The 20,475-nt window shown below is 69.2% G+C and carries 21 protein-coding genes; 10 read left to right on the top strand and 11 right to left on the bottom strand.

All coding sequences use genetic code 11. From position 1 onward, the window contains the following. Positions 1-13: 13 nt before the first annotated feature. From ACXDF8_RS09445 to ACXDF8_RS09425, 5 genes are read right to left on the bottom strand one after another with little or no spacing between them, the layout of a single operon-like run. On the bottom strand, positions 14-352 hold the full coding sequence (locus ACXDF8_RS09445; protein ID WP_457222983.1) for a DUF2304 domain-containing protein: 339 nt from the start codon (positions 350-352) through the stop codon (positions 14-16). Beyond that, positions 349-1,050: a polyprenyl-phospho-N-acetylgalactosaminyl synthase PpgS gene (locus ACXDF8_RS09440; protein WP_457222982.1), complete on the bottom strand. Its 702-nt coding sequence runs from the start codon at positions 1,048-1,050 to the stop codon at positions 349-351. The genes ACXDF8_RS09445 and ACXDF8_RS09440 overlap by 4 nt, the downstream gene beginning before the upstream one ends. Before the next feature lie 25 nt (positions 1,051-1,075). Beyond that, a complete protein-coding gene (locus ACXDF8_RS09435) occupies positions 1,076-2,329 on the bottom strand; it encodes a polysaccharide biosynthesis protein (RefSeq protein WP_457223060.1) in 1,254 nt (417 codons plus the stop codon). A gap of 26 nt (positions 2,330-2,355) precedes the next feature. Next, entirely contained in the window at positions 2,356-3,693 is a 1,338-nt protein-coding gene (locus ACXDF8_RS09430) for a M1 family metallopeptidase (RefSeq protein WP_457222981.1), read from the bottom strand. Then, positions 3,690-7,604, bottom strand: coding sequence for a Pls/PosA family non-ribosomal peptide synthetase (locus ACXDF8_RS09425; RefSeq protein ID WP_457222980.1), 3,915 nt, complete (start codon positions 7,602-7,604; stop codon positions 3,690-3,692). The genes ACXDF8_RS09430 and ACXDF8_RS09425 overlap by 4 nt, the downstream gene beginning before the upstream one ends. A 242-nt stretch (positions 7,605-7,846) precedes the next feature. Between ACXDF8_RS09425 and ACXDF8_RS09420 the strand changes: the two genes are divergently transcribed. Beyond that, entirely contained in the window at positions 7,847-8,815 is a 969-nt protein-coding gene (locus tag ACXDF8_RS09420; protein ID WP_457222979.1) for a TerC family protein, read from the top strand. Positions 8,816-8,882: 67 nt separating this feature from the next. Continuing rightward, positions 8,883-9,323, top strand: coding sequence for a hypothetical protein (locus tag ACXDF8_RS09415; RefSeq protein ID WP_457222978.1), 441 nt, complete (start codon positions 8,883-8,885; stop codon positions 9,321-9,323). Between the two features lie 30 nt (positions 9,324-9,353). Here ACXDF8_RS09415 and ACXDF8_RS09410 read toward each other — a convergent pair whose 3' ends face one another. Continuing rightward, positions 9,354-9,809, bottom strand: coding sequence for a MarR family winged helix-turn-helix transcriptional regulator (locus tag ACXDF8_RS09410; protein ID WP_457222977.1), 456 nt, complete (start codon positions 9,807-9,809; stop codon positions 9,354-9,356). 62 nt (positions 9,810-9,871) lie between these two features. Between ACXDF8_RS09410 and ACXDF8_RS09405 the strand changes: the two genes are divergently transcribed. Together ACXDF8_RS09405 and ACXDF8_RS09400 are read left to right on the top strand one after the other, a co-directional pair. Further along, the gene (locus ACXDF8_RS09405; protein WP_457222976.1) at positions 9,872-10,393 is read left to right on the top strand and encodes a phenolic acid decarboxylase; all 522 of its coding nucleotides are present in this window, start codon (positions 9,872-9,874) and stop codon (positions 10,391-10,393) included. Positions 10,394-10,445: 52 nt separating this feature from the next. After that, positions 10,446-10,817, top strand: a complete 372-nt coding sequence (locus tag ACXDF8_RS09400) for a SpoIIAA family protein (RefSeq protein ID WP_457222975.1) — start codon at positions 10,446-10,448, stop codon at positions 10,815-10,817. Between the two features lie 75 nt (positions 10,818-10,892). On the opposite strand, the gene ACXDF8_RS09395 is transcribed toward ACXDF8_RS09400, so the two are convergent. The 4 genes from ACXDF8_RS09395 to ACXDF8_RS09380 all read right to left on the bottom strand — a co-directional run bounded on the left by ACXDF8_RS09395 (position 10,893) and on the right by ACXDF8_RS09380 (position 14,137). After that, complete coding sequence (locus ACXDF8_RS09395; protein ID WP_457222974.1) at positions 10,893-11,855, bottom strand: alpha/beta hydrolase; 963 nt, start codon at positions 11,853-11,855, stop codon at positions 10,893-10,895. Positions 11,856-11,866: 11 nt separating this feature from the next. Further along, positions 11,867-12,901 (bottom strand): allantoicase, encoded by a 1,035-nt coding sequence (gene alc / locus ACXDF8_RS09390; RefSeq protein WP_457223059.1) that lies wholly within the window; start codon positions 12,899-12,901, stop codon positions 11,867-11,869. An 87-nt stretch (positions 12,902-12,988) separates the two neighbouring features. After that, positions 12,989-13,525 (bottom strand): 2-oxo-4-hydroxy-4-carboxy-5-ureidoimidazoline decarboxylase, encoded by a 537-nt coding sequence (locus ACXDF8_RS09385; protein ID WP_457223058.1) that lies wholly within the window; start codon positions 13,523-13,525, stop codon positions 12,989-12,991. Between the two features lie 123 nt (positions 13,526-13,648). Next, the gene (locus tag ACXDF8_RS09380; protein ID WP_457222973.1) at positions 13,649-14,137 is read right to left on the bottom strand and encodes an inorganic diphosphatase; all 489 of its coding nucleotides are present in this window, start codon (positions 14,135-14,137) and stop codon (positions 13,649-13,651) included. A gap of 151 nt (positions 14,138-14,288) precedes the next feature. Between ACXDF8_RS09380 and dacB the strand changes: the two genes are divergently transcribed. From dacB to hpt, 4 genes are read left to right on the top strand one after another with little or no spacing between them, the layout of a single operon-like run. After that, the gene (dacB, locus tag ACXDF8_RS09375; protein ID WP_457222972.1) at positions 14,289-15,674 is read left to right on the top strand and encodes a D-alanyl-D-alanine carboxypeptidase/D-alanyl-D-alanine endopeptidase; all 1,386 of its coding nucleotides are present in this window, start codon (positions 14,289-14,291) and stop codon (positions 15,672-15,674) included. Continuing rightward, positions 15,662-16,726 carry an Rv3626c family coenzyme F420 biosynthesis-associated protein gene (locus ACXDF8_RS09370; protein WP_457222971.1) on the top strand — a complete coding sequence of 355 codons (1,065 nt, stop codon included), beginning with the start codon at positions 15,662-15,664 and terminating at the stop codon, positions 16,724-16,726. Before dacB ends, ACXDF8_RS09370 begins: the two co-directional genes overlap by 13 nt. After that, entirely contained in the window at positions 16,705-17,664 is a 960-nt protein-coding gene (gene tilS, locus ACXDF8_RS09365) for a tRNA lysidine(34) synthetase TilS (protein WP_457222970.1), read from the top strand. Before ACXDF8_RS09370 ends, tilS begins: the two co-directional genes overlap by 22 nt. 36 nt (positions 17,665-17,700) lie before the next feature. Further along, a complete protein-coding gene (gene hpt / locus ACXDF8_RS09360; RefSeq protein WP_457222969.1) occupies positions 17,701-18,270 on the top strand; it encodes a hypoxanthine phosphoribosyltransferase in 570 nt (189 codons plus the stop codon). A 16-nt stretch (positions 18,271-18,286) separates the two neighbouring features. On the opposite strand, the gene ACXDF8_RS09355 is transcribed toward hpt, so the two are convergent. Next, the gene (locus tag ACXDF8_RS09355) at positions 18,287-19,012 is read right to left on the bottom strand and encodes an SIMPL domain-containing protein (protein WP_457222968.1); all 726 of its coding nucleotides are present in this window, start codon (positions 19,010-19,012) and stop codon (positions 18,287-18,289) included. Between the two features lie 108 nt (positions 19,013-19,120). Between ACXDF8_RS09355 and ACXDF8_RS09350 the strand changes: the two genes are divergently transcribed. Both ACXDF8_RS09350 and ACXDF8_RS09345 read left to right on the top strand, forming a co-directional pair. Beyond that, a complete protein-coding gene (locus tag ACXDF8_RS09350; protein ID WP_457222967.1) occupies positions 19,121-19,720 on the top strand; it encodes a TetR/AcrR family transcriptional regulator in 600 nt (199 codons plus the stop codon). Positions 19,721-19,810: 90 nt separating this feature from the next. Beyond that, positions 19,811-20,317: a Clp protease N-terminal domain-containing protein gene (locus ACXDF8_RS09345; RefSeq protein WP_457222966.1), complete on the top strand. Its 507-nt coding sequence runs from the start codon at positions 19,811-19,813 to the stop codon at positions 20,315-20,317. Positions 20,318-20,475 lie beyond the last annotated feature (158 nt).

The following is a 20,475-nucleotide window of genomic DNA, read 5'->3' as shown; positions in this document are numbered from 1 at the left end:
GAACCCCGCAGGTTCAGTGCTCCGGGACCCGGGCGCTGTCCAATGCCACCGCGCGGGCCAGCCGCGCGTACTTCAGTTCCAGCTCCTTGAACCGCAGATAGGTGCTCATGGTGGTGAAGACGAACGCGATGATCAGCGCGTACATCAGCAGGTCAGCGCCGCGGCGCACACCCAGCCAGTTGGCCAGCACCGTGGTGTCGTCGGGGCGCAGGATCGCGTAGACGGCGGCGAGCACGAACAGCACATACCCGACCTTGACCCAGGCCTTCGCCTTGGCATTGGTCCGCGAGCGCAACAGGTACACCAGCAGTGCGATCACTGCCGCGATCAGCAGCACCTGGATCCAGTTCATCGGCGCATCCTTCCTCGCAGGAACCCGTCGAAGACGATGTTCACTCCGTTGAGCAGGGGTTGGCCCTTGGACACCGAGTATTCGGTGTAGAGGATCTCGACGGGTTCTTCGGTCACCCGCCAACCGTTCTCGTCGATCAGCTTGATGAACTCGCTGGCGTGGCTCATCCCGTTCATCGTCAGGTTGAGGTTGTCAGCGACGGTCCGGTTGAACACCCGCAGCCCGTTGTGGGCGTCGGTGAGGTGCAAGCGGTGGCTGCTCGGGCTCAGCCATGCGGCGGTGCGCAGGATCAGCCGCTTCAACGGCGGGGTGTGGCTGACCGTGGTTCCGGCGAAGCGGGTGCCGATCACGATGTCGACGTCACCGGCGCAGAGCCGGTCGATCATGGCGACGACGTCCTTGACCCGGTGCTGCCCGTCGGCGTCGAAGGTGACGAACACCTCGGCTCCGGGCTGGCGGCGGGCGTACTCCACCCCGGTCTGGATGGCGGCGCCCTGGCCGAGGTTCACCGGGTGGCGCACGACGTGCGCGCCGGCGCGCAGCGCGATGTCGGCGGTGTCGTCGCGGCTGCCGTCGTCGACGCACACCACGTGGTCGAAGGTCTGGCGCAGGTCGGCGATGACGTCGCCGATGACCTTCGCTTCGTTGAACGCCGGAACGATGATCCAGGCGCTGGGGTAGGGCGTGTCGATGTCCACAAAGTACACGCTGTTCCCGGGCGTTTCAGTGCGCGGCGCGGGCCAACGCGCCCAGGTGGACGGCGATCCCGACCACCGGCCCGCACAACAGCGCGACCACGGTCCGGTCGGTCAGATCCAGCGGCAGGGTCAGCAGGGCCGCCGAGGCCACCGTGGCGCCCACCCAGCCGATCGAATATGCCCGATGCAGCGCCGCGGCCACCGTCGCCGCCCCCGTCAGCGTGAGCAGCGCGATGGCCACCGCGCCCGCGGTCAGCCAGGCCAGCAGCGACCCGCTGGGTGCGTACTCGTCGCTGAACGCCACCCGGATCAGCCACGGCCCGACCAGTCCGGCGGCCAGCACGCCGATGGTGCCGAGGCCGACCACGACGGCCGCGGGGGCGATAAGGGCCTTGAGCCGGTGGCCGCGGTGGTCGACGAAGTGGGCGATCAGGTTGCCCTGCATCGCCGTCAGCGGGACCAGCAGTGGCGCCCGGGTCAGCGTCACCGCCAGGATCACCACGCCGCCGGCCGCACCGAGCTCCCCGGAGGTCGCCTTGAGCAGCACCGGAAAACCCATCACCAGGACCGCGCTGGCGCCGGCCGCGGCGATGGAGTGTCCCGCCCCACGCAGGAACGTGCGGGTGCCGCCGGGCGTACGCAACCGAGCCGCGAACCGGGCGGTCGGTGAAACAGCAAGCAGTGCAAGCCATCCCACCGCACCGGCGACGGTCGCCCAGAGGAAGCCGTTGAGGCCCCAGCCGACCGCGAATGCCGCTGCGGCGACCGCCACCCGCATGACGGCGTCGGTGACCATCAGTGCGCCGTAGGGTCCCCAGCTGCCGGTGCCGGCCAGTAGACCCAGCAGGGTGGCGTGGATGCAGAACCCGGCGAGCCCGACGCTGAGCAGCGCCACCGACAGGGCACGGGAGTCGGTGAAGACGTGCTGGGCCCACAGCGGCGACGTGCCCGCCATCGCCAGGGCGGCCATCACCCCGACCGCCGTCGCCACCCGCATTGGGTTGGTGCGCGGCCCGTCGGCCAGCTCGACGTAACCCGCCGCGCGAACCTCGCGGGTAGCCTCCTGCAGCAGCCCGTACGCGGCGCCGCCGACCAGGCCGAAGGCGCCCCAGAACACTCCGAAGACGGAGAAGCCCGCGGGGTCGAGAGCGCGGGCGGCCAGGTAGAGCACCGCATAGCCGCAGACCGCCGACACCGCGGTGGCCGCCCCCACCCGTGCCACGCTGCCGCGGGTGATCGCCCCCGTCGTACCGACCGGGTGGGCGCCGGTGGCGCTCACCGCGTCGAAGGAGGCGCCCGCGTCGGTCACAGCGGTGGGACCTCGGTGGAGTAAAGCCAGGCGTTCCACAGTGGGCGCAGCGAGACATCGGCATAGTTGGCGGCCAGGCCGGTGAAGTCGTCGGTCACCACGGTGCTGTGCCGGTAACGCGCGGTCCAATCCCGCAGCAGCGCAAAGAATTTCTCGTCGCCGATGGTGTGGCGCAGCACGTGCAGGGTGAGCGCGCCGCGTTTGTAGACGCGGTCGTCGAACATATCGCGCGGCCCGGGGTCGGCCAGTAGCAGGTTGTGCGGCGAGTTGGCCAGTTTGGTGTGGTAGTGCAGCGCCCACTGCTGGGCGGTCTGCCCGCCAGCCTGCTCGGACCACAACCACTCGGCGTAGCAGGCGAATCCCTCGTGCAGCCAGATATCGCGCCAGCGCCGCACGGTGACGCTGTTGCCGAACCACTGGTGGGCCAACTCGTGTGCGATCAGCCGCTCGGAGCGGCGCCTGCCGTCGCAGTGGTTGGCGCCGAAGATCGAAATGCCCTGAGCTTCAAGCGGAATCTCGAGATCATCGTCGGTGACCACTACGGTGTAGCCGTTGGACAGCGGGTAGGGCCCGAACAGCTTTACGAACAGCTTCATCATTTGCGGCTGCCGGCCGAAGTCGTGGTCGAAGTTGGCGCGCAACCGATCCGGTAACACCGCCTGCATCGGCACCGGCGTCTTGGGCAGCTTGGTGGTGCCGTACATGCCGATCTGCAGCGTGACCAGATACGTCGACGTGGGCTCGGGCTGTTCGTAGGTCCACACCGTGTGCGCGGCACGCACCCGCCGCGACACCAGTTCGCCGTTGGCCACGGCGCGATACGGACTGTCGGTGCTGATCTGGATGCGGTAGCTGGCCTTCGAGCTTGGATGGTCGTCGCACGGGAACCACGACGCCGCGCCGTTGGGCTGACCGGCGACCAGCACGCCGTTGGACAACTCCTCGAAACCGACTTCGCCCCACAGGCTTCGGATCGGACGCGGGGAGCCGCCGTAGCGCACGCTGATCGACATCGCCGCTCCGGCCGGCAGCGCCGCCGGCAGCGTGATGTGCAGCTTGCCGGCAGATGTCCGAAAGTGCGACGGACGCCGGCCGTTGACCGCCACCTTGGTCACCGACAGCGCGTCGGACAGGTCGAGGGTGAACGTTTGCAACGAAGCCAGCGTCACCGCGGTGATCGTCGCCGTGCCGGTCAGCCGGTTGATCGCCACCTTGTACTCGAGGTCGAGGTCATAGCGCGACACCCGGTAGCCGAAGTTGCCGTTGCGCGGCAGGTACGGGTCGATGACCGGTGGCTCGCCCTTCTTGGCGGCCTTCTTGGTGGGACGTTTCACGCGGCGTTGCCCTCGGCTTTGCCACTGGCGTCGTCGCGCGACTTCTTGCGCGAAACAATCCACGGCGCAATGGGATTGCCTTGCCAGCGGGTCGATGCCGGCACCTCGTCGCCACGCATGACCAACGAGGCGGGCCCGACGGTCGCGCCGGCCCCGAGCCGGGCGGCCGGCAGCGCCACGCAGTGCGGTCCCAGGGTGGCGCCGTCGTCGAGCACGACGGTATCCATTCGCATGATCCGGTCGTGGAAGAGATGGGTCTGCACCACGCACCCGCGGTTGACGGTGCTGGCGCGCCGCAGCGTCACCAGGTCCGCTTCGGGCAGCCAGTAGGTCTCGCACCAGACGCCGCGGCCGATCTTGGCGCCCAGCGCGCGCAGCCACAGGTTCATCACCGGGGTGCCGCTGGCCGCCCGGGCGAACCACGGGGCTGCCACGGTCTCGACGAACGTGTCCGATACTTCATTGCGCCACACGAACGACGACCACAGCGGATGTTCGCCGACGCGGATGCGGCCCACCACAAGCCATTTCGCGGCCACCGCGATGCCGCCGGCGATCGCGCCGGCCACCAGCAGCAGCACACCGCCGGCCAGGGCAGCCCAGCCGTACCCGAAGTTCAGCGCCAGCGCCTGCACGGCGGCCAGCATCGCGACGCCGATCGCGAAGGTCACGATCACCGGGAGCAGGCGGCAGGTTTCGACGGCGGAACGCATCGCCTTCAACCGCATCGGCGGGTTGTAGGTCAGCGACGCATCGGCGGAATCGGCGTGCCGGCGCAACCGGATCGGCGGGCTGCCCAACCACGACGAGCCGGCCTTGGCCTTGTGCGGCGCGGCCGAGAGCACCGCGACCAGACCGTCGTCGGGCACCCGGCGGCCGGGCTGGGTGATCCCGGAGTTGCCCAGGAACGCCCGCTTGCCGACGGTGGCCTTGGCCACGTGGATCCAGCCGCCGCCGAGTTCATAGGACGCCACCATGGTGTCATCGGCCAGGAACGCGCCGTCTTCGACGACGGTGAATTTCGGGGTCAGTAGCGCGGTGGAGATCTCGGTGTTGCGGCCGATCTTGGCGCCCAGCAGTCGCAGCCACCACGGGGTGAGCAGGCTGGCGTAGATCGGGAACAGGTAGTTGCGGGCGGCGTCCATCAGCCGTTCGGTGGCCCACAGCTGCCAGCCGATGCGGCTGCGCACCGGGTGATAGCCCTCGCGCAGCCCGAGCGACAACAGGCGCACCCCGAACACGGTCAGTACCGCGTAGAACCCCAGCGCCGCCAGCGCGGCCACCGGGATCCACGGCGCGGCGGCGGCCAGCGCCGACGACAGCGTCGCGGTGTGCCGGGCCGGCCAAACCAGGACGCCCAGGCCGACGGCGAGCGACACCAGCGGTATCGCGCCCAGCAGCACCGAGGTCAGGCCGTAGATGGCCACCCAGTGCGTGGCGGGCGGCGGCCGGTGTTCGGGCCAGGGGTGGCGCGCCTTGCCGGATTTCACCGCGGGGGAGCCCTTCCAGTACTGGCCGTTCTTGACCTTGCCGACCACCCCGGAACCCGGCGCGACGTCGGCGTTCTTGCCGATGACGGCGCCGGGGAACAAGGTCGTGCGCGCTCCGATGGTCGCGTCGTTGCCGACGGTGATCGGGCCGACGTGGAACAGGTCGCCGTCGATCCAGTGCCCGGTCAGGTCGACCTCCGGCTCGATGGACACCCGGTGCCCGAGTTGCAGCATCCCGGTCACCGGCGGCGCGGAGTGCAGATCCACGCCTTTGCCGACCTTGTTACCCAGCGCCCGCGCGTAGTACACCAGCCAGGGCGCGCCGGCCATGTTTTCCGCGCCGCTGGCGTCGGCCAGCCGTTCGGCCAGCCATACCCGCAGATGCTCGGGCCCGCCGCGGCGATAGGTGCCCTGCTGCAGGCCGGACAGCAGCGCCCGCGCCCCCAGCACGGCGATGCCCATCCGCCCCAGCGGTGTGATGAACAGGATGAACGCCACCGCCACCAGCCACCAGCTCACCGGCGCCAGCCATGGCAGCGGGTGCACGGCCGCGGCCACGTTGTTGATCAGTGCCAGCCAGGTCACCCACTGCAGGCCGGTCAGTGTCGCCAGCGGGACCGACAAGAGCACCTGGGCGGCCTGGGTGGATACCGGGGTGGGGGTCACGTGGCGCGGGGTGACCGCGATCGGCGGGGCGAACTCGTCGAGGAACTCGGCCAGCGAGCCCAGCCTCGGGTGGTCGTAGAGCTGGGCGACGGTCAGCTGCGGGTAGCGCTGCCGCAGTGCGGCCACCAGCTGCGCGGCCGACAGCGAGCCGCCGCCGAGGGCGAAGAAGTCGGCTTCCGGCCCGTCGACCACCGCGCCGAGGACATCGCGCCACAGCCCGGCCAGCCAGCCCATGGTGCCGCCGAGGTCGGGCTCGGACTCCTGGTATCCCGGCGGTGGCCAGGGCAGGGCGTTGCGGTCGACCTTGCCCGAGGTGCGGGTGGGCAGCTCGTCGAGCAGAACCAGGCGCGGAACCAGCGCGGCGGGCAGCGCCTGGGCCAGGTGGGCGCGGGCGGCAGCGAGGTCGAAGGTCGCAGTGTCGGTGCCGGGCGGGAGGGAGATGTAGCCGACGAGCATCGGGGTGCCGCTGGCAGTGCGGCGTACCGCTGCGGCGGCGCCGCTGACGCCGGGCAGGTGCACCAGCGCCGAATCCACCTCGCCGAGTTCGATGCGCCGGCCGCCGACCTTGACCTGATCGTCGGCGCGGCCCTGGAAGTAGAGGCCGTCGGCCTCCAGCCGCACCAGGTCGCCGCTGCGGTAGGCCCGGGCCCACCCCAACGATTCCATCGGCGCGTACTTCTCGGCGTCTTTCTCCGGGTCCAGATAGCGGGCTAGCCCGACCCCGCCGATGACCAGTTCGCCGACTTGACCGAGGGCCACCGGCGCGCCCTCGGCGTTGACCACCGCCAGGTCCCAACCCGGCAGCGGCCGGCCGATGCTGACCGCGGAGCGGCCGTCGAGGCGGGCGGCGCTGGCGACCACCGTCGCCTCGGTCGGGCCGTAGGTGTTCCATACCTCGCGGCCGTCGACGGCCAGACGCTCGGCCAGCTCCGGCGGGCAGGCCTCGCCGCCGAAGATCAGCAGCCGGACCGCCTCGAGGGCCTCGGCCGGCCACAGCGACGCCAGGGTGGGCACCGTCGAGACCGCGGTGATGTCCCGCGACACCAGCCACGGGCCGAGGTCCATGCCGCTGCGCACAAGCGCGCGAGGAGCCGGCACCAGGCAGGCGCCGTAGCGCCAGGCCAGCCACATCTCCTCGCACGAGGCGTCGAACGCCACCGACAGGCCGGCCAATACGCGGTCACCAGGGCCAAGTGGGTTGTCCTGCAGAAACATTCGGGCTTCGGCGTCGACAAACGCCGCGGCGTTGCGGTGGGTCACGGCGACCCCCTTTGGTGTCCCCGTCGAACCCGAAGTGAAGATGATCCACGCGTCGTCGCGGCCCAGCGGAGCGGTGGCGCGCCAGCCGCGGGACGAACCCGGCCCGCGCACCAGCCCGGCGTCGGTGATGATGCCCACCACCTCGGCTTCGCCGAACACCAGCTGGGCCCGTTCGTCGGGATCGTCGGCGTCGACGGGAACGTAGGCCGCCCCGGCGGCCAGGGTTGACAGGATCGCCACGTATAGGGCATAGCTGCCCGACGGCATCCGGATCCCGATGCGGTCGCCGCGCCCGATTCCCCGCGCGGCCAGCCAGTCGACACTCTCCTCGATGTCGGCGATCAGCTCGGCATAGGTGAGCTGCACCGTGCCGTCGTCGATAGCCGCGGCATCCGGGTAACGGTTGGCGGTGTCGTACAGGATGTCGATCAGCGTGCGCGGCGGCGGAGCCTGCTCGGAGAGCAGGTATTGAGGGGGAATTTCCGGCGTCGTCACGACTGTGGATCCTAGGCGTCGTCGTCGACATCGCAGCGGCGGACGCGACGGGGGACGGGCGATCGGCGCGCTCCGGTTTGGCGCGCCGTGCGCGGACCTGACAGACTGCGGGCAAGAGGGGAGTATTCCTTCGCCGCGGTGTCGTCACCACGTCGGCCGTCATCGGCCGTCCGGTGCCGCGGGCCGCGCGTCGTATGCGGCGGAAGAGACCTCGGACGTTTTGTGACGCCCGGAGGTCAGTTGTGAACGTGTCCCAGCTCGAATGGCTGATCACCCTCGGTGTGACCGTGGCCATCCTGCTGTTCGACGTGATCGTCATCGCCCGCCGGCCACACGAACCGACGACGCGTGAATGCGCGATCTATCTGTCGTTCTACGTGGGCCTGGCCATCGCCTTCGGCATCTGGGTGTGGAACTTCCACGGCAGCCAGTTCGGGCTGGAGTTCTTCGCGGGCTGGCTCACCGAGTACAGCCTGTCGGTGGACAACCTGTTCATCTTCATCATCATCATGGCCAGCTTCAACGTGCCCAAGGTGTACCAGCAGCAGGCGCTGTTGGTCGGCATCGTGCTCGCGCTGATCTTCCGCGGCATCTTCATCGCGCTGGGAGCCGTTGCGATCACCAAGTTTTCGTGGATCTTCTACATCTTTGGCGCGTTCCTCGTGGTCACCGCGGTCAAGCTGGTGCGTGACACCGACCACGAAGACGACGCCGAGAACGCCGTGGTGCGCTTCGCCCGGACCTACCTCAACACCACCGACAGGTGGGATGGGCTCAAGCTGTACATCAAGGACGGCGGCAAGCGCCTGATGACCCCGATGTTCCTGGTCGTCGTCGCCCTGGGCACCACCGATCTGCTGTTCGCGCTCGACTCGATTCCGGCGATCTACGGGCTGACCAGTGAGCCGTATCTGGTGTTCACCGCCAACCTGTTCGCGCTGATGGGCTTGCGCCAGCTGTACTTCCTGCTGGGCGACCTGCTGAACCGACTGGTGTACCTCTCGCAGGGCTTGGCGTTCATCCTGTTCTTCATCGGCGTGAAGCTCGTGCTGCACGCGTTGCACGAGAACACCGTGCCGTTCATCAACGGCGGTCAGCACGTCGAGGTCCCGGAGATTCCGACCCTGCTGAGCCTGGCGGTCATCATCCTGACGTTGTTCCTGACGATGGTGGCCAGCCTGCTCAAAACTCGGACCACCAACAAGGGTTGAGGTTCTTTTTGCCTCCGGGTGAGTGCAACCGTTGTCGGCAGCGGCCGGTGCCCCTAACGTGGCGTACATGCCGCAGACAGATGCACCCACCAGCCAGGCGTTGCGCGTGTTCGTCGCCGACACCGGGGGTGGCTGGACGGAGCTGACCGGCGGCGGCCATCCGGTGGTGCGGCTGCGTGCCCCGGATCTGCAGGAGGCGCGTCGGCGCCGCCGCCGGTTGCCCGCCGACGTCCCGGTGATCCTCGACGTCTCGGTCTCGGTGGCCGACGACGCCCGCACGGCGCTGGCAGCGATCTCCGCTGACTCCGACGATGTCGACCACACCGATGCGACCGTGCGTTACGCCGGCACAGTCGACGGGTTGGCCGGGCTGGTCGCCGACCTGTACGTCGCCGGTGTCGCCGACGGGGTCACCCTCATCCCAGCCGGCACAGCCGGCGAACTCGGGCCCCGCGCCCAGGCGACGCTGAGCCGCATCCAGGACCGGCTGCGGATCCCCGCGGCGTAGCGCGGCTACAGACACCGCGGCGTAGCGCGGCTACCGCCCGGTCGCCTCGGCGGCGCTGGCCAGCAATGCGGTCACCTTCTCCAGGACCGGTGTCGCCGCGGTCAGCGCTGCGCGTTCGTCGGGGTCGAGTTGTCGCAGCACGGCGGCCAGGACGTCGACGCCGGTTTCGTCGTAGCGCTGCAACTGCTGCAAGGCGAAGGCCGACACGCCGATCGACACCGATCTTAAGTCGTCCGGAACGGGCGTGGTTTCCAGGAGTCCTTGCGCCACCATCGTTTTCACCAGGTTGCTGATGGTGGAGCGAGCCATGTACAGCCGCAGGGCAAGTGCTCCTGACGTCAACGGCCCCTCGGCGGCAAGCAAGCGCAGGACCTCGACATGGGCCTCCGGGATGTCCGGCAGGTCGCCCGCCGCGCGGGTCGCGTGCAGTTGTGCCCGGCGCAGCGGACCCAGAAGGCGGAGCAGTCGGACGACATCGGCGGTCACGAGACGATCATCACTTCCAGAAAGGTTTGACACAAAACTAGTTTTGTAGAAAAACTATTGGCATGACGACGAACGCATTCGCCCCCACGCCCGATCAGGATCTCAGCGGTTTGGTCGGCCACCGCTTCATGTACCGCTACGAGACGGGGGTGGTCTACGAGTTCTACATCAAGGACGCCCAGACCGCCGACTACCGGATCCATACCGGTCCGCTGGCCGGCCGCTGGGTCAAGGACCAGGCGATCGATCTCGTGCAACTCGACGACGACATCTACAAGGTGTCCTGGACCGAACCCACCGGCACCTCGGTCGCGCTCAACGTGATGCCCGGGAAGCGGCGGATCCACGGCACCGTGTTCTTCCCGCACTGGGTCGAGCTGGACTTCGCCAAGACCGTGCTGTACCAGAACGACCACCTCGATCAGATGCGGGCGTATCGCGACGCCGGACCGACGTACCCGATCCTCTTCATGGCCGAGTTCGCCTACATCACCTATTTCGACTGCCCCGGGATCGGCGACGAGACGGTGATCTCCGTGGCCCCGTCGGAGCTCCCGGCCGGATACATCGACCAGACCAACTGACTGTCGAGCCGCCGCGTCCTACTCTGGTGAGCGGACCAGGGAGGCGAGTTCGATGATCGAACTACTCGAGGACATGCCGGCGGGTGTGACAGGGTTCCGGGTGTCGGGACGGCTCGGTGGCGACGAATTGCGCCGGCTGCGACCGACCTTCGACGAGCTGCTTGCCTCCGGTCGGGACATCCGGATCGTCGAGGTCATCGACTCCGACTATGCGGGGTTCGGCCCCGGCGGGTTGACCGAGGATCTCAAGATGGGTTTCGGCACCGTTTATCCGCATCACGCGGCGTTCAAGCGGATCGCCATCGTCACCGACAAGGAGTGGATCGCCCACACGCTGCACGCGCTGTCGTGGCTGGTGCCGGGTGAGGCCGCGGTGTTCGGGCTCGACGACCTGGATCGGGCCAAGAGCTGGGCCGCAGGCTAGCGAGGACCTGCTCAAGTCTCGATCTGGCCGCTGAGCGGGAAGATCAGCCACCCGAAGTGCACAGCGAGGCCACCGTTACAGCGAGCGCAGCCGGCGCACCCGGTCGGCCATCACCCGGACCGAGACATCCGCGGTGGGAGCCAGCGCCTCGAACGCATGCGGGCAGCCCGGGTGCACATGCAGATCGGTCGGCACACCGGCTGCCGAAAGCCTTGTCGCATAAGCGATGTCCTCGTCGCGGAAGATGTCGAGATCACCGATGTCGAGGTAGGTCGGTGGCAGTCCGGCCAGGTCCTGGGCCCGTGCCGGCGCGGCGTAGACCGGCACGTCGGCACCGCCGGCCTGATCGCCGAGCAGCGCGCCCCAGCCGGTGAGGTTGTCCTCGTAGGTCCAGGTCAGGGTTTCCGGTGCCAACTGCGGATCGGGCGTGGTGGTGCGGTCGTCGAGCATCGGGTAGATCAGCAATTGCAGTGCCAGCGCAGGCCCGCCGCGATCACGGGCGAGCAGGCTCACCCCGGCGGCCAGCCCGCCGCCCGCGCTGTCACCGGCGACCGCCAACCGGGCGGGGTCGACGCCGAGCTGCTCGGCGTTCTCAGCCAGCCACACCAGGGCGGCGTAGCAGTCCTCGACCGGGGTGGGATGCGGATATTCCGGCGCCACACGGTAATCCACGGTCAGCATGGGCACGCCGGAGGCGGCGACGTAGCTGCGCAGGCCCACGTCGTAGGCCGGTGCGGTCTCGGCCATGCTGTAGATCATGCCGCCGCCGTGCAGGTAGAGCACCGCGCTGCCGGGCACTCCCGACGACGGGACATACCAGGCCAGATCCAGCTCGGCCCCGTCGGCCGTGGTCAGCGTGTGGCGGTGTCGCTCGACGCCGCCGACCACCGGACGGTTGTCGGCCAGCACGCGGAAGAAGGGCACCGCACGCTCGCGGCGGGTCGCGACGTCGCCGACCGCGGGTGGCTCGAGCGCGGCGGCGGTCGCGAGCAACGGCTGCAGGAGGCTTTGGACTTGGGGATCCATCGGAAGGGCCACGCTTATCGACATTAGGCGCTGTCCTGCCACCTCTGCCGGACCGCCCGCAGTCCGTCGTCGGTCAGCCGGCCGGGAAGCCGCAGCCGGGCCATGCCGCCGTCGGGGTGGATGTCCAGGCGTGCCTCGGTTACCGGCCGCTGGTCACCGAGCATGAAGCGATGCCGGGTGTCGGGCTGCAATGTCGTGAGGGGCAGCAGTTCGAACCAGTCACCAGAGTCCGCGCGGCCCAACAGTCGCGCTGCGCCAGGGGCGTTTCCGACGAAGTACGAGGTGTCCAACTCGGCCGCGGTCAGCACGCCTTCACCGGCGAGCAGGACCTGCACCCAGTCGTTGCCGTCGTCGCGGCGTCGGGAGGTCTCCCACCCCTCGCCCATGGTGCGGGCGGTCCCGGGCAGCAGCAGGTTGTTGGGCGAGCTGTAGAACATGTTCGAACACGCGCTGACTCGCGCACCGTTCTCCAGCGCCGCGAGGTCCAGCGGGATCCCCTCGGTGAAGCGCGGGTTGAGCAGACCTTCACCGTGCACCCGCAGCCTGGCCACGCCGCCGTCCGGGTAGATCGACAGCCGCACGTGGGTCCAACGCCGAGAAGACTTGACCGGGAACGGGTTTCGGGTATCACCGTTGATGTTGCTGCGCTCGACGATGGTGGTCCAGTCGGTGTCGCGCACCAGGTCCTCGGCGCCCGGGTAGCCCTCGGCGAAGGTCGCTTCCACCGAGATCTGCGGGGGATAGTTGCCGGTGAACCACGCGGTGTCCACCACCACACCGCGCACGATCGCCGGCGTCGCCAGCCGGACGATCGCCTGGTCGCAGTCGTCGGGGCCGACACCGCGTCGGCGGCGGGTCTCCCACCCGTCGTAGATCTGGCCCTTGTGTCCGAAGGTGGCCGGGCGGAACTCCGCCGGCTTCGGATTGATCAGGTTCTCCCGCTCGGCAAACAGGTCGTCGTTCGCCCACACCACAGCCCCGCCCGCGGGACGGGCCGCCAGATCCGGCAGCGAGAGGAAGTGGGGCTGGGCCTTTGGTGCGTTCTGAGTCGGGCCGATCACGTTACGAGCCTAGGTGCCCGCGCCTGGTTCGGCTCGGCCCGGTTGTCTGGCCCGGTTGTCTGGCCCGGTTGTCTGGCCCAGTTGTCAGGCCCAGTTGTCGTAGCCGCCCTCGGGGCCGAGCATGCGCTCGAGGCGGCTGCGGTTGATCCTGGCCAGCTCGTTGCGGACCACTTTGCGCTCGGTTTCCGGGTCGTGGTGCATCCGGTCCTGGACCGCGGCGATGACCGACTTCGCGCACGCCCCGGGCGGCAGACCACCGACGTGCATGACGAAGTCGAAGCCGAAGCGGTCGGTGTACTCCTGGACCGCCGCGTTCAGCTCCGCCATCACCTCGGGGGCCTCGTCCCACACCGAGCACTGCTCGGCCTGCGACCGGGTGCTGCGCGGACGGCTGCCAACGTGGGGGTAGGCCTGCAGGATGTCGTCGATAGAGGTCTCCGACAGCGAGAACAACAGCGCATCGGCGCGCCGGAACAGAGCGTTGTGGTCGGCGTACGGGCGACCGCGCGCGAGATCGCGGGCCAGCGTCACACTGTTGCAGCACTCGTAGAGCGCATGCACAGCCTTGCGATCCGGCAGCTCGTTGAAAGCCTGCAGACCGATGCCCTGGTGCATCAACACCCCGTCATCATCGGAAACCCAGAGCACAACTGGGTTACCGGATGTTACGGGCAGGCTAAATCCGCACCCGGATCCTCACCCGGACCCTCACCAGGGCCCTGCAGCGGGCCGAGCCGGGCGCTCTCAGTGCTCGCCGGCGGCGAACCGCTCTCGCGAACGCTCCACCTCGGCCTCAGCCTCGGCCCGCCCGACGAAGTCCGCGGCCTTGACGTACTTGCCCGGCTCGAGGTCCTTGTAGTGCACGAAGAAGTGCCTGATCGACTCGAGCTCGAAGCTCGACACGTCGCCGATGTCGGTGATGTGATCCCAGCGCGGGTCGCCCGCCGGGACGCAGAGCACCTTGTCGTCACCGCCGGCCTCGTCGACCATCTTGAACATGCCCACCGGGCGGGCCTCGACGATTACACCGGGGAACACCGACTGCGGAAGTAGCACCAGCGCGTCCAGCGGATCGCCGTCCTCGCCGAGGGTGTCCTCGATGAAGCCGTAGTCGGCCGGGTAGGCCATCGGGGTGTAGAGGTAGCGATCCAGCCGTACCCGGCCGGTTTCGTGGTCGACCTCGTACTTGTTGCGCTGGCCCTTGGGGATCTCGATGGTGACGTCGAACTCCACCGCGCGACTCCTATTCCGCTGGTTGTGGTCGCCCTTCGGCGACGGCGCCTAACACTAACGTCAGCCACAGCCTGCGCGTCAGGGTGGTTGTGCTTGGGCAACAATGGTGAGAACGCAGTTGCAACGATGCGCGGAAGCAGGCAGGAGATCCATGAGGCCCACCCGGTGGCGGCGTTCCACCCATGTGGTGCTGGCCGTGGCGGTGATCGCGCTGGTCGCCTTGGTGGTCGCGGCGGCAGCGTTGCTGACCAGCGGCGGGGACACGAAAACGGCGCGGGGACCGGCCCCGCGGCCGCCGGCCACCGCCGACCCCGCCGTGGTGCCCGTATCGGCTTCAGCGCCGGTGCCCACGGCGGCCGGTCTTGCCGCGGCGCTGGCCGGTCCGGTCGCCGACCCCAACCTCGGCAACGTCACCGGCCGGGTCACCGATGCGGCAACCGGTGAGCAGCTGTGGCAGCAGCGCTCCGGTATGCCGATGCTGCCCGCTTCCACCAACAAGACGCTGACCACCGGGGCCGCGCTGCTCACCCTCGACCGAGACGAGCGTGTCACCACCACCGTCGTCGCGGCCGACCAGACCCGCCAGCCCGGTGTCGTCGTGCTCGTCGGCGGCGGTGACCCGATCCTGTCGGCGGCCCCTCCGGGCCAGGACACCTGGTATCGGGGAGCGGCCCGAATCAGCGACCTGGCCGATCAGGTCCGCAAGAGCGGAATCACCGTGACAGCGGTCCAGGTGGACGGCTCGCTGTTCAGCGGGCCGGATTTCGCGCCGGGCTGGGACCCGGCCGACATCGACGGCGGCGATATCGCGCCGATCCAGTCGGTGATGCTCGACGCAGGTCGCACCCAGCCGACGACCGTCGACTCGGCGCGGTCCACCACCCCCGCGCTGGACGCGGGCCGGGCACTGGCGACCGCACTGGGGGTCGACCCTGCCACCGTCACGTTCGCCGCCGTCCCGCCGACCGGGCGGCAGCTGGCGGCGGTGCAGTCCGCCCCACTGATCGAGCGCCTGCGACAGATGATGAATGCTTCGGACAACGTCATGGCCGAGTCGATCGCCCGGGAAGTGGCCAGGGCCGCCGGTCGGCCACAGAGTTTCGTCGGCGCGGTCGACGCGATCAGCGCCAAACTGGCCGGTGCCGGCATCGACATGACCGGCGCGACCCTGTTCGACTCCAGCGGGCTCTCGGTGCTGGACCGGTTGACCGCCACGACGCTCGACGAGGTGGTCGGTGCGGCGGCCGGACCCGACCAGCCGGCCATGCGCCCGCTGCTGGACCTGCTGCCCATCGCCGGCGGCAGCGGCACGTTGTCCGACCGGTTCCTCGCCGGCGACGCCACGACGTCGTCAGCGGGCTGGCTGCGCGCCAAGACCGGGTCGCTGACCGCGATCAACTCCCTGGCCGGCGTCGTCACCGATGCCAGCGGCCGTGTACTGACGTTCGCGTTCATCTCCAACGACGCGGGCCCGATGGGCCGCGTCGCCCTCGACACGCTCGCCGGCACCCTGCGCACCTGCGGATGTGGTGCGTGAGCGACTCCTCGCAACTGACCGTCGGGCACGCCGTCGACTGGGCGTTCGCCGGCAACGTCGGCGCCTGGCTGACCCGGCCGGGACCGCCGACCACCGACTACACCCGTCGCCAGGCGATCGACGAGCTGGCGTCCGCCTCTCGCGCCGCGGAGGGGCCGGTGCGGGAGGTCACCCGGATGGGCGGCGACGCACCCGTGCCCGACGCGCGCATCGTCGACCGGCAGGGCTGGGTCCGGGCCGCCGCGGAGTCGATGCGGGTGATGACCGGCGGTACCGAGACCGCGAGCAACCCGATCACCGGGCGGGTCACCGGCGCCCAGACGGGCGCGGTCTTGGCGTTTGTCTCCTCGGGCATCCTCGGCCAGTACGACCCCTTCGCCGGCGCCGACGGGGCCGGCGGCCATCTGCTGCTGGTCTATCCGAACGTCATCGCCGTCGAACGGCAGTTGCGGGTGACACCCGCCGATTTCCGGTTGTGGGTATGCCTGCACGAGACCACCCATCGGGTGCAGTTCACTGCGAATCCTTGGCTTTCCCAACACATGTCGCAGGCGCTCGGGGCGCTGACCTCCGACGCGGGTGATGACGTGGGACAGGCGGTGTCGCGGCTGGCCGATTACGTCAGGAAGCGCCGCCGCGGCGGGGACGGTGATCCGAACGAGGCCGGCATCCTCGGGTTCATGCGGGCGGTGCAGTCCGAACCGCAACGCGCAGCACTGGATCAGCTGCTGGTGCTGGGCACCCTGCTCGAAGGCCACGCCGACCACGTGATGGACGCCGTTGGCCCGGCCATCGTGCCCTCGGTGCAGACGATTCGCCGCCGGTTCGACGAGCGGCGCCAGCGCCGACAACCACCGCTGCAGCGGTTGCTGCGAGCGCTGCTCGGCGTGGACGCCAAGCTCAGTCAGTACACCCGTGGCAAGGCGTTCGTCGACCACGTAGTGGACCGCGTCGGCATGGACCGGTTCAACGCGGTGTGGTCCAGCGCGCAGACGCTGCCGTTGCCCGACGAGATCGAAGATCCGCAGCGGTGGATCGACCGGGTGCTGTAGCCCGCCTGCGGGCGGTGCTGGCCGGTTTCGCCACCGACTGGCTGCCCGACGCCACCGCCTGGTGTGTGGCGTTGTCCGGTGGGCCGGACTCGCTGGCCCTCACCGCGGCGGCCGCGGCCACGTTGCCCACTACCGCCCTGATCGTCGACCACGGTCTGCAGCCAGGCTCCGCCGCGGTGGCCGAGACCGCCCGCCACCAGGCCGAACAGCTTGGCTGCGTGGCGGCCCGGGTGCTGTGCGTGCAGGTGGGATCCGAGGGCGGTCCCGAAGCCGCCGCCCGCACCGCGCGGTACGCCGCGCTGGGCGCCGCGCGCGGCGAGGCGCCGGTGCTGCTCGGCCACACCCTCGACGACCAGGCCGAGACGGTACTGCTCGGGCTGGGCCGCGGGTCCGGGCCGCGCTCGATCGCCGGGATGCGGGCCGGCGACCCGCCATGGTTCCGTCCGCTGCTCGGGCAGCGCCGCAGCGAGACACATCAGGCCTGCGTCGAACTGGGTCTGGTGCCCTGGGACGACCCGCACAATCGGGACGCCCGGTTCACCCGGGTCCGGCTGCGTACCGAGGTGCTACCGCTGCTGGAGGACGTCCTCGGTGGCGGTGTCGCCGAGGCGTTGGCCCGCACCGCCGCAGCGCTGCGCGAGGATACCGACGCCCTGGACCTGCTGGCCGAACGCCAACTGGACCCCGACGACGCCGAGACGCTGGCGGTGGCCGCGCTGGCCGGATTGCCCGCCGCGGTGCGCCGGCGGGTGATCCGGGGCTGGTTGCTGCGGGGCGGAGCGGTGAACCTCACCGACAAGCAACTGCGCGCCGTGGACGAACTTGTCACCGGCTGGCGGGGGCAGGGCGGGGTGGCGGTCGGCTCTCGGCTGCGGCAGCAGCGGCTGTTCGCTGCACGCCGTGCCGGCAGGTTGATGACGTACACCCAGCCCGTGTGATTGGTCGTTGAGCCCGGCTCGTGGCACAGTGTGCTCGTGTCGGCGCACGAGCTGTACCCCGGGGACATCAAATCGGTCCTGTTGTCCGAAGACCAGATTCAGGCTCGCACCGCGGAACTGGCGGCGCTGGTGGCCAGGGATTACGGCGACTCGCTCGGCGGTCAGGACCTGCTGCTGGTGACCGTCCTCAAGGGCGCGGTCATGTTCGTCACCGATCTGGCCCGCGCCCTTCCGGTGCCGACCCAGCTCGAGTTCATGGCGGTCAGCTCCTATGGCTCCTCCACGTCGTCCTCCGGTGTGGTCCGCATCCTCAAGGACCTCGATCGCGACATCCACGACCGCGACGTGCTCATCGTCGAGGACATCGTCGACTCCGGCCTGACACTGTCCTGGCTGCTGCGCAACCTGGCGACGCGCCATCCTCGCTCCCTGCGGGTGTGCACGCTGCTGCGCAAACCCGACGCCGTGCGCGCCGACGTCGAGATCGCCTACGTGGGTTTCGACATCCCCAACGAATTCGTCGTGGGCTACGGCTTGGACTACGCGGAGCGCTACCGCGACCTGCCGTTCATCGGCACTTTGGATCCCAAGGTCTACCAGCACTGAACCGTCGTCGCAGCGGCTAGGTCAGCTCCCAGACCGCCGTCACCGAGAAGCTGACGGTCTGCTGACCCGGCTGCAGCGGGACCTCGCTGGCCATCGCTCCGCGCGGCGTCTGCATCGGGACCGGCTGCGGGGGAGGTGTACCGCCGGGCGCCTCCGAAATCGAGATCACCTTGCCCAGCGACAATCCGGACAGCTCGGCGTACTGCGCGGCACGCTGCTTGGCGTCGTTGAACGCCCGCGCCCGCGCGTCGCTGACCAGTTTGGAGTCGTCCTCGATCGAGTAGCTCACCGAGTTGATCCGGGTGGCGTCGCCACCGGCATTGATGACATTGGCCAATACCTGCGAGGCGGTGTCGAGCTTGCGGATCTTGATCTGGATCGAGTTGCTGGCGCGATAGCCGTTGATCGCAGAGTTGTCGGCGTACTGCGGCTGCAGGCTGACTTGCGTGGTGCTGATGTCCTTGCTGTCGATTCCGCTGGCGTTGAGGGCGTTGAGCACCGCCTTCTGCCGGTCGTTGGTCTGGTTCATCGCCGTCGTGACATCCGCGGCGACGGCCTCGATGCCGACGTCGGCGGTCAACGTGTCGGGCACGCCCTGCACCTCGCCCGCCCCGACGACGGTCACCTCGCGCGGATTGGCGCCCACCGGAGCGGCGGTCGAGTCACATCCGGACAGCAAGGCGGCGGCCACGCCCGCGGCGGCCAACGCAACAACGACACGGCGACGTCCCGGAATCGGCATGGCTGACACCGTAGCGTGCGGCAGGTAGTTCACCGGCCATCTCGCGGCTACCGCGTAACCTCCTCGGCGGCCGTCGCTGTCGGCACGGCAGGCGAAAGGAGTCCAGTGATGTCGGGGAGGCGCCCCGCCCGGTCCAAACCCGACCGCATCATCGATGCCGCGCTCAAGGTATTCGCCCAGCGCGGTCTTACCGAGGCGACCCTGCAGGCCATCGCCGACACGGCGGACGTCTCGGTTGGCCTGGTGCAGTACCACTTCGGTTCCAAGGATGGTCTGGTGGCGGCCGTGGACGCGCACGCGATGGAGCTCATCAGGGCCGCGATGGCGCAGCCCCTGTCTGAGGAACCGACGGAGGCCGTGCTGGAACTGGGCCGCCGGGTTACCGGCCTGCTGGCCGAGCAACGCACCGTGGTCGACTACCTCGCTCGTTTGCTGGCTAATGGCACCGCGTCCGGCGTAGCATTTTTTGATGCGACGATGGCGATCGTCGGTGCGCACTGGCGGCAGATGGCGGACAAGGGTGTCACGCGGCCGGATCTGGATCTGGTCTGGGCGGCGCTCAATCCGACGGTATTGGTGTTCGGTGTCGTCATCCTGCGCCGCCATATCGACCGCTACCTGCCCGAATCATTCTGTGCCCCGGCACAGCTGGCGCGGTGGCAGGATTCGGTGAACATGCTGCTGCGCTTCGGTCAGTTCGCCGACTAGCGCGCCGCTCCCGATATCGGTCCCGTCAGCGGCGAACCCAATTCAGCCATAAACCAGCTACCATACAAATATATTGTAAAGTGCGTCACTGTGGTTGCTGACATGTCGTTACCCGGTGAAGACCTGAACCCGAAACGGGTCGCGCAGGCCCTGGCTGATTTGGGGGCAGAGAGCCGGGCTGTGGTGTCGCGCGCCCACGACGAGGCCTATTGCTATGGCAGCGACGTCATTGGCACCGCTCACCTGCTGATGGGACTGATGACCGACACCTCGCACTGGGTCGTGGCAGCCCTCCGGGATCGCGACATCAGCGCCGCCACAGTCCGCGAACAATTCGAACAGGCCACCGGCGCCCGGCAACGGGCCGCGCCCCGACACATCCACCTGACCTTCAGCCCGCACGCCAAGGCGGGGCTTATCGCCGCGTCCGAACAGGCGCGGGCCGCCGGATCATTGCCGGTGGACCCTTGTCACCTCTGGACGGTCCTCTGTCGCGTCGAGGGCGCGCTGGCGCGGACCATCCTGGTCGGGCTCGACCAGCTCGAGTATGTGCTTGCCCTGTGCACCCACGGTGGCACGGCCACCGACGTTCTTTAGCTTCGGCTCTGGTCGGTGCGCTCGCCGATGGCTTTGAGGATCGCCTTGCCGGCCCGCTCCAGTAGGTCGCAGATGCGGTCGGGGCGGATGTGCAGTTGGGCGTCGCGCAGGGTGAATCAGTCGGTATGCCGGTCCACTCGGCCCTCGGGGCCGGCGCT

The sequence above is a fragment of the Mycolicibacterium sp. CBM1 genome, from assembly GCF_054073305.1.
This window is presented reverse-complemented; position numbering and strand designations above follow the sequence as displayed.

What these genes read in the sequence shown, in the direction of transcription:
- ACXDF8_RS09445 (WP_457222983.1), bottom strand. Translation starts at nt 352, where the DNA reads ATGAACTGGATCCAGGTGCTGCTGATCGCGGCAGTGATCGCACTGCTG.
- ACXDF8_RS09415 (WP_457222978.1), top strand. Translation starts at nt 8,883, where the DNA reads ATGCCGCAGACAGATGCACCCACCAGCCAGGCGTTGCGCGTGTTCGTC.
- ACXDF8_RS09405 (WP_457222976.1), top strand. Translation starts at nt 9,872, where the DNA reads ATGACGACGAACGCATTCGCCCCCACGCCCGATCAGGATCTCAGCGGT.
- ACXDF8_RS09400 (WP_457222975.1), top strand. Translation starts at nt 10,446, where the DNA reads ATGATCGAACTACTCGAGGACATGCCGGCGGGTGTGACAGGGTTCCGG.
- dacB (WP_457222972.1), top strand. Translation starts at nt 14,289, where the DNA reads ATGAGGCCCACCCGGTGGCGGCGTTCCACCCATGTGGTGCTGGCCGTG.
- ACXDF8_RS09370 (WP_457222971.1), top strand. Translation starts at nt 15,662, where the DNA reads ATGTGGTGCGTGAGCGACTCCTCGCAACTGACCGTCGGGCACGCCGTC.
- ACXDF8_RS09355 (WP_457222968.1), bottom strand. Translation starts at nt 19,012, where the DNA reads ATGCCGATTCCGGGACGTCGCCGTGTCGTTGTTGCGTTGGCCGCCGCG.
- ACXDF8_RS09350 (WP_457222967.1), top strand. Translation starts at nt 19,121, where the DNA reads ATGTCGGGGAGGCGCCCCGCCCGGTCCAAACCCGACCGCATCATCGAT.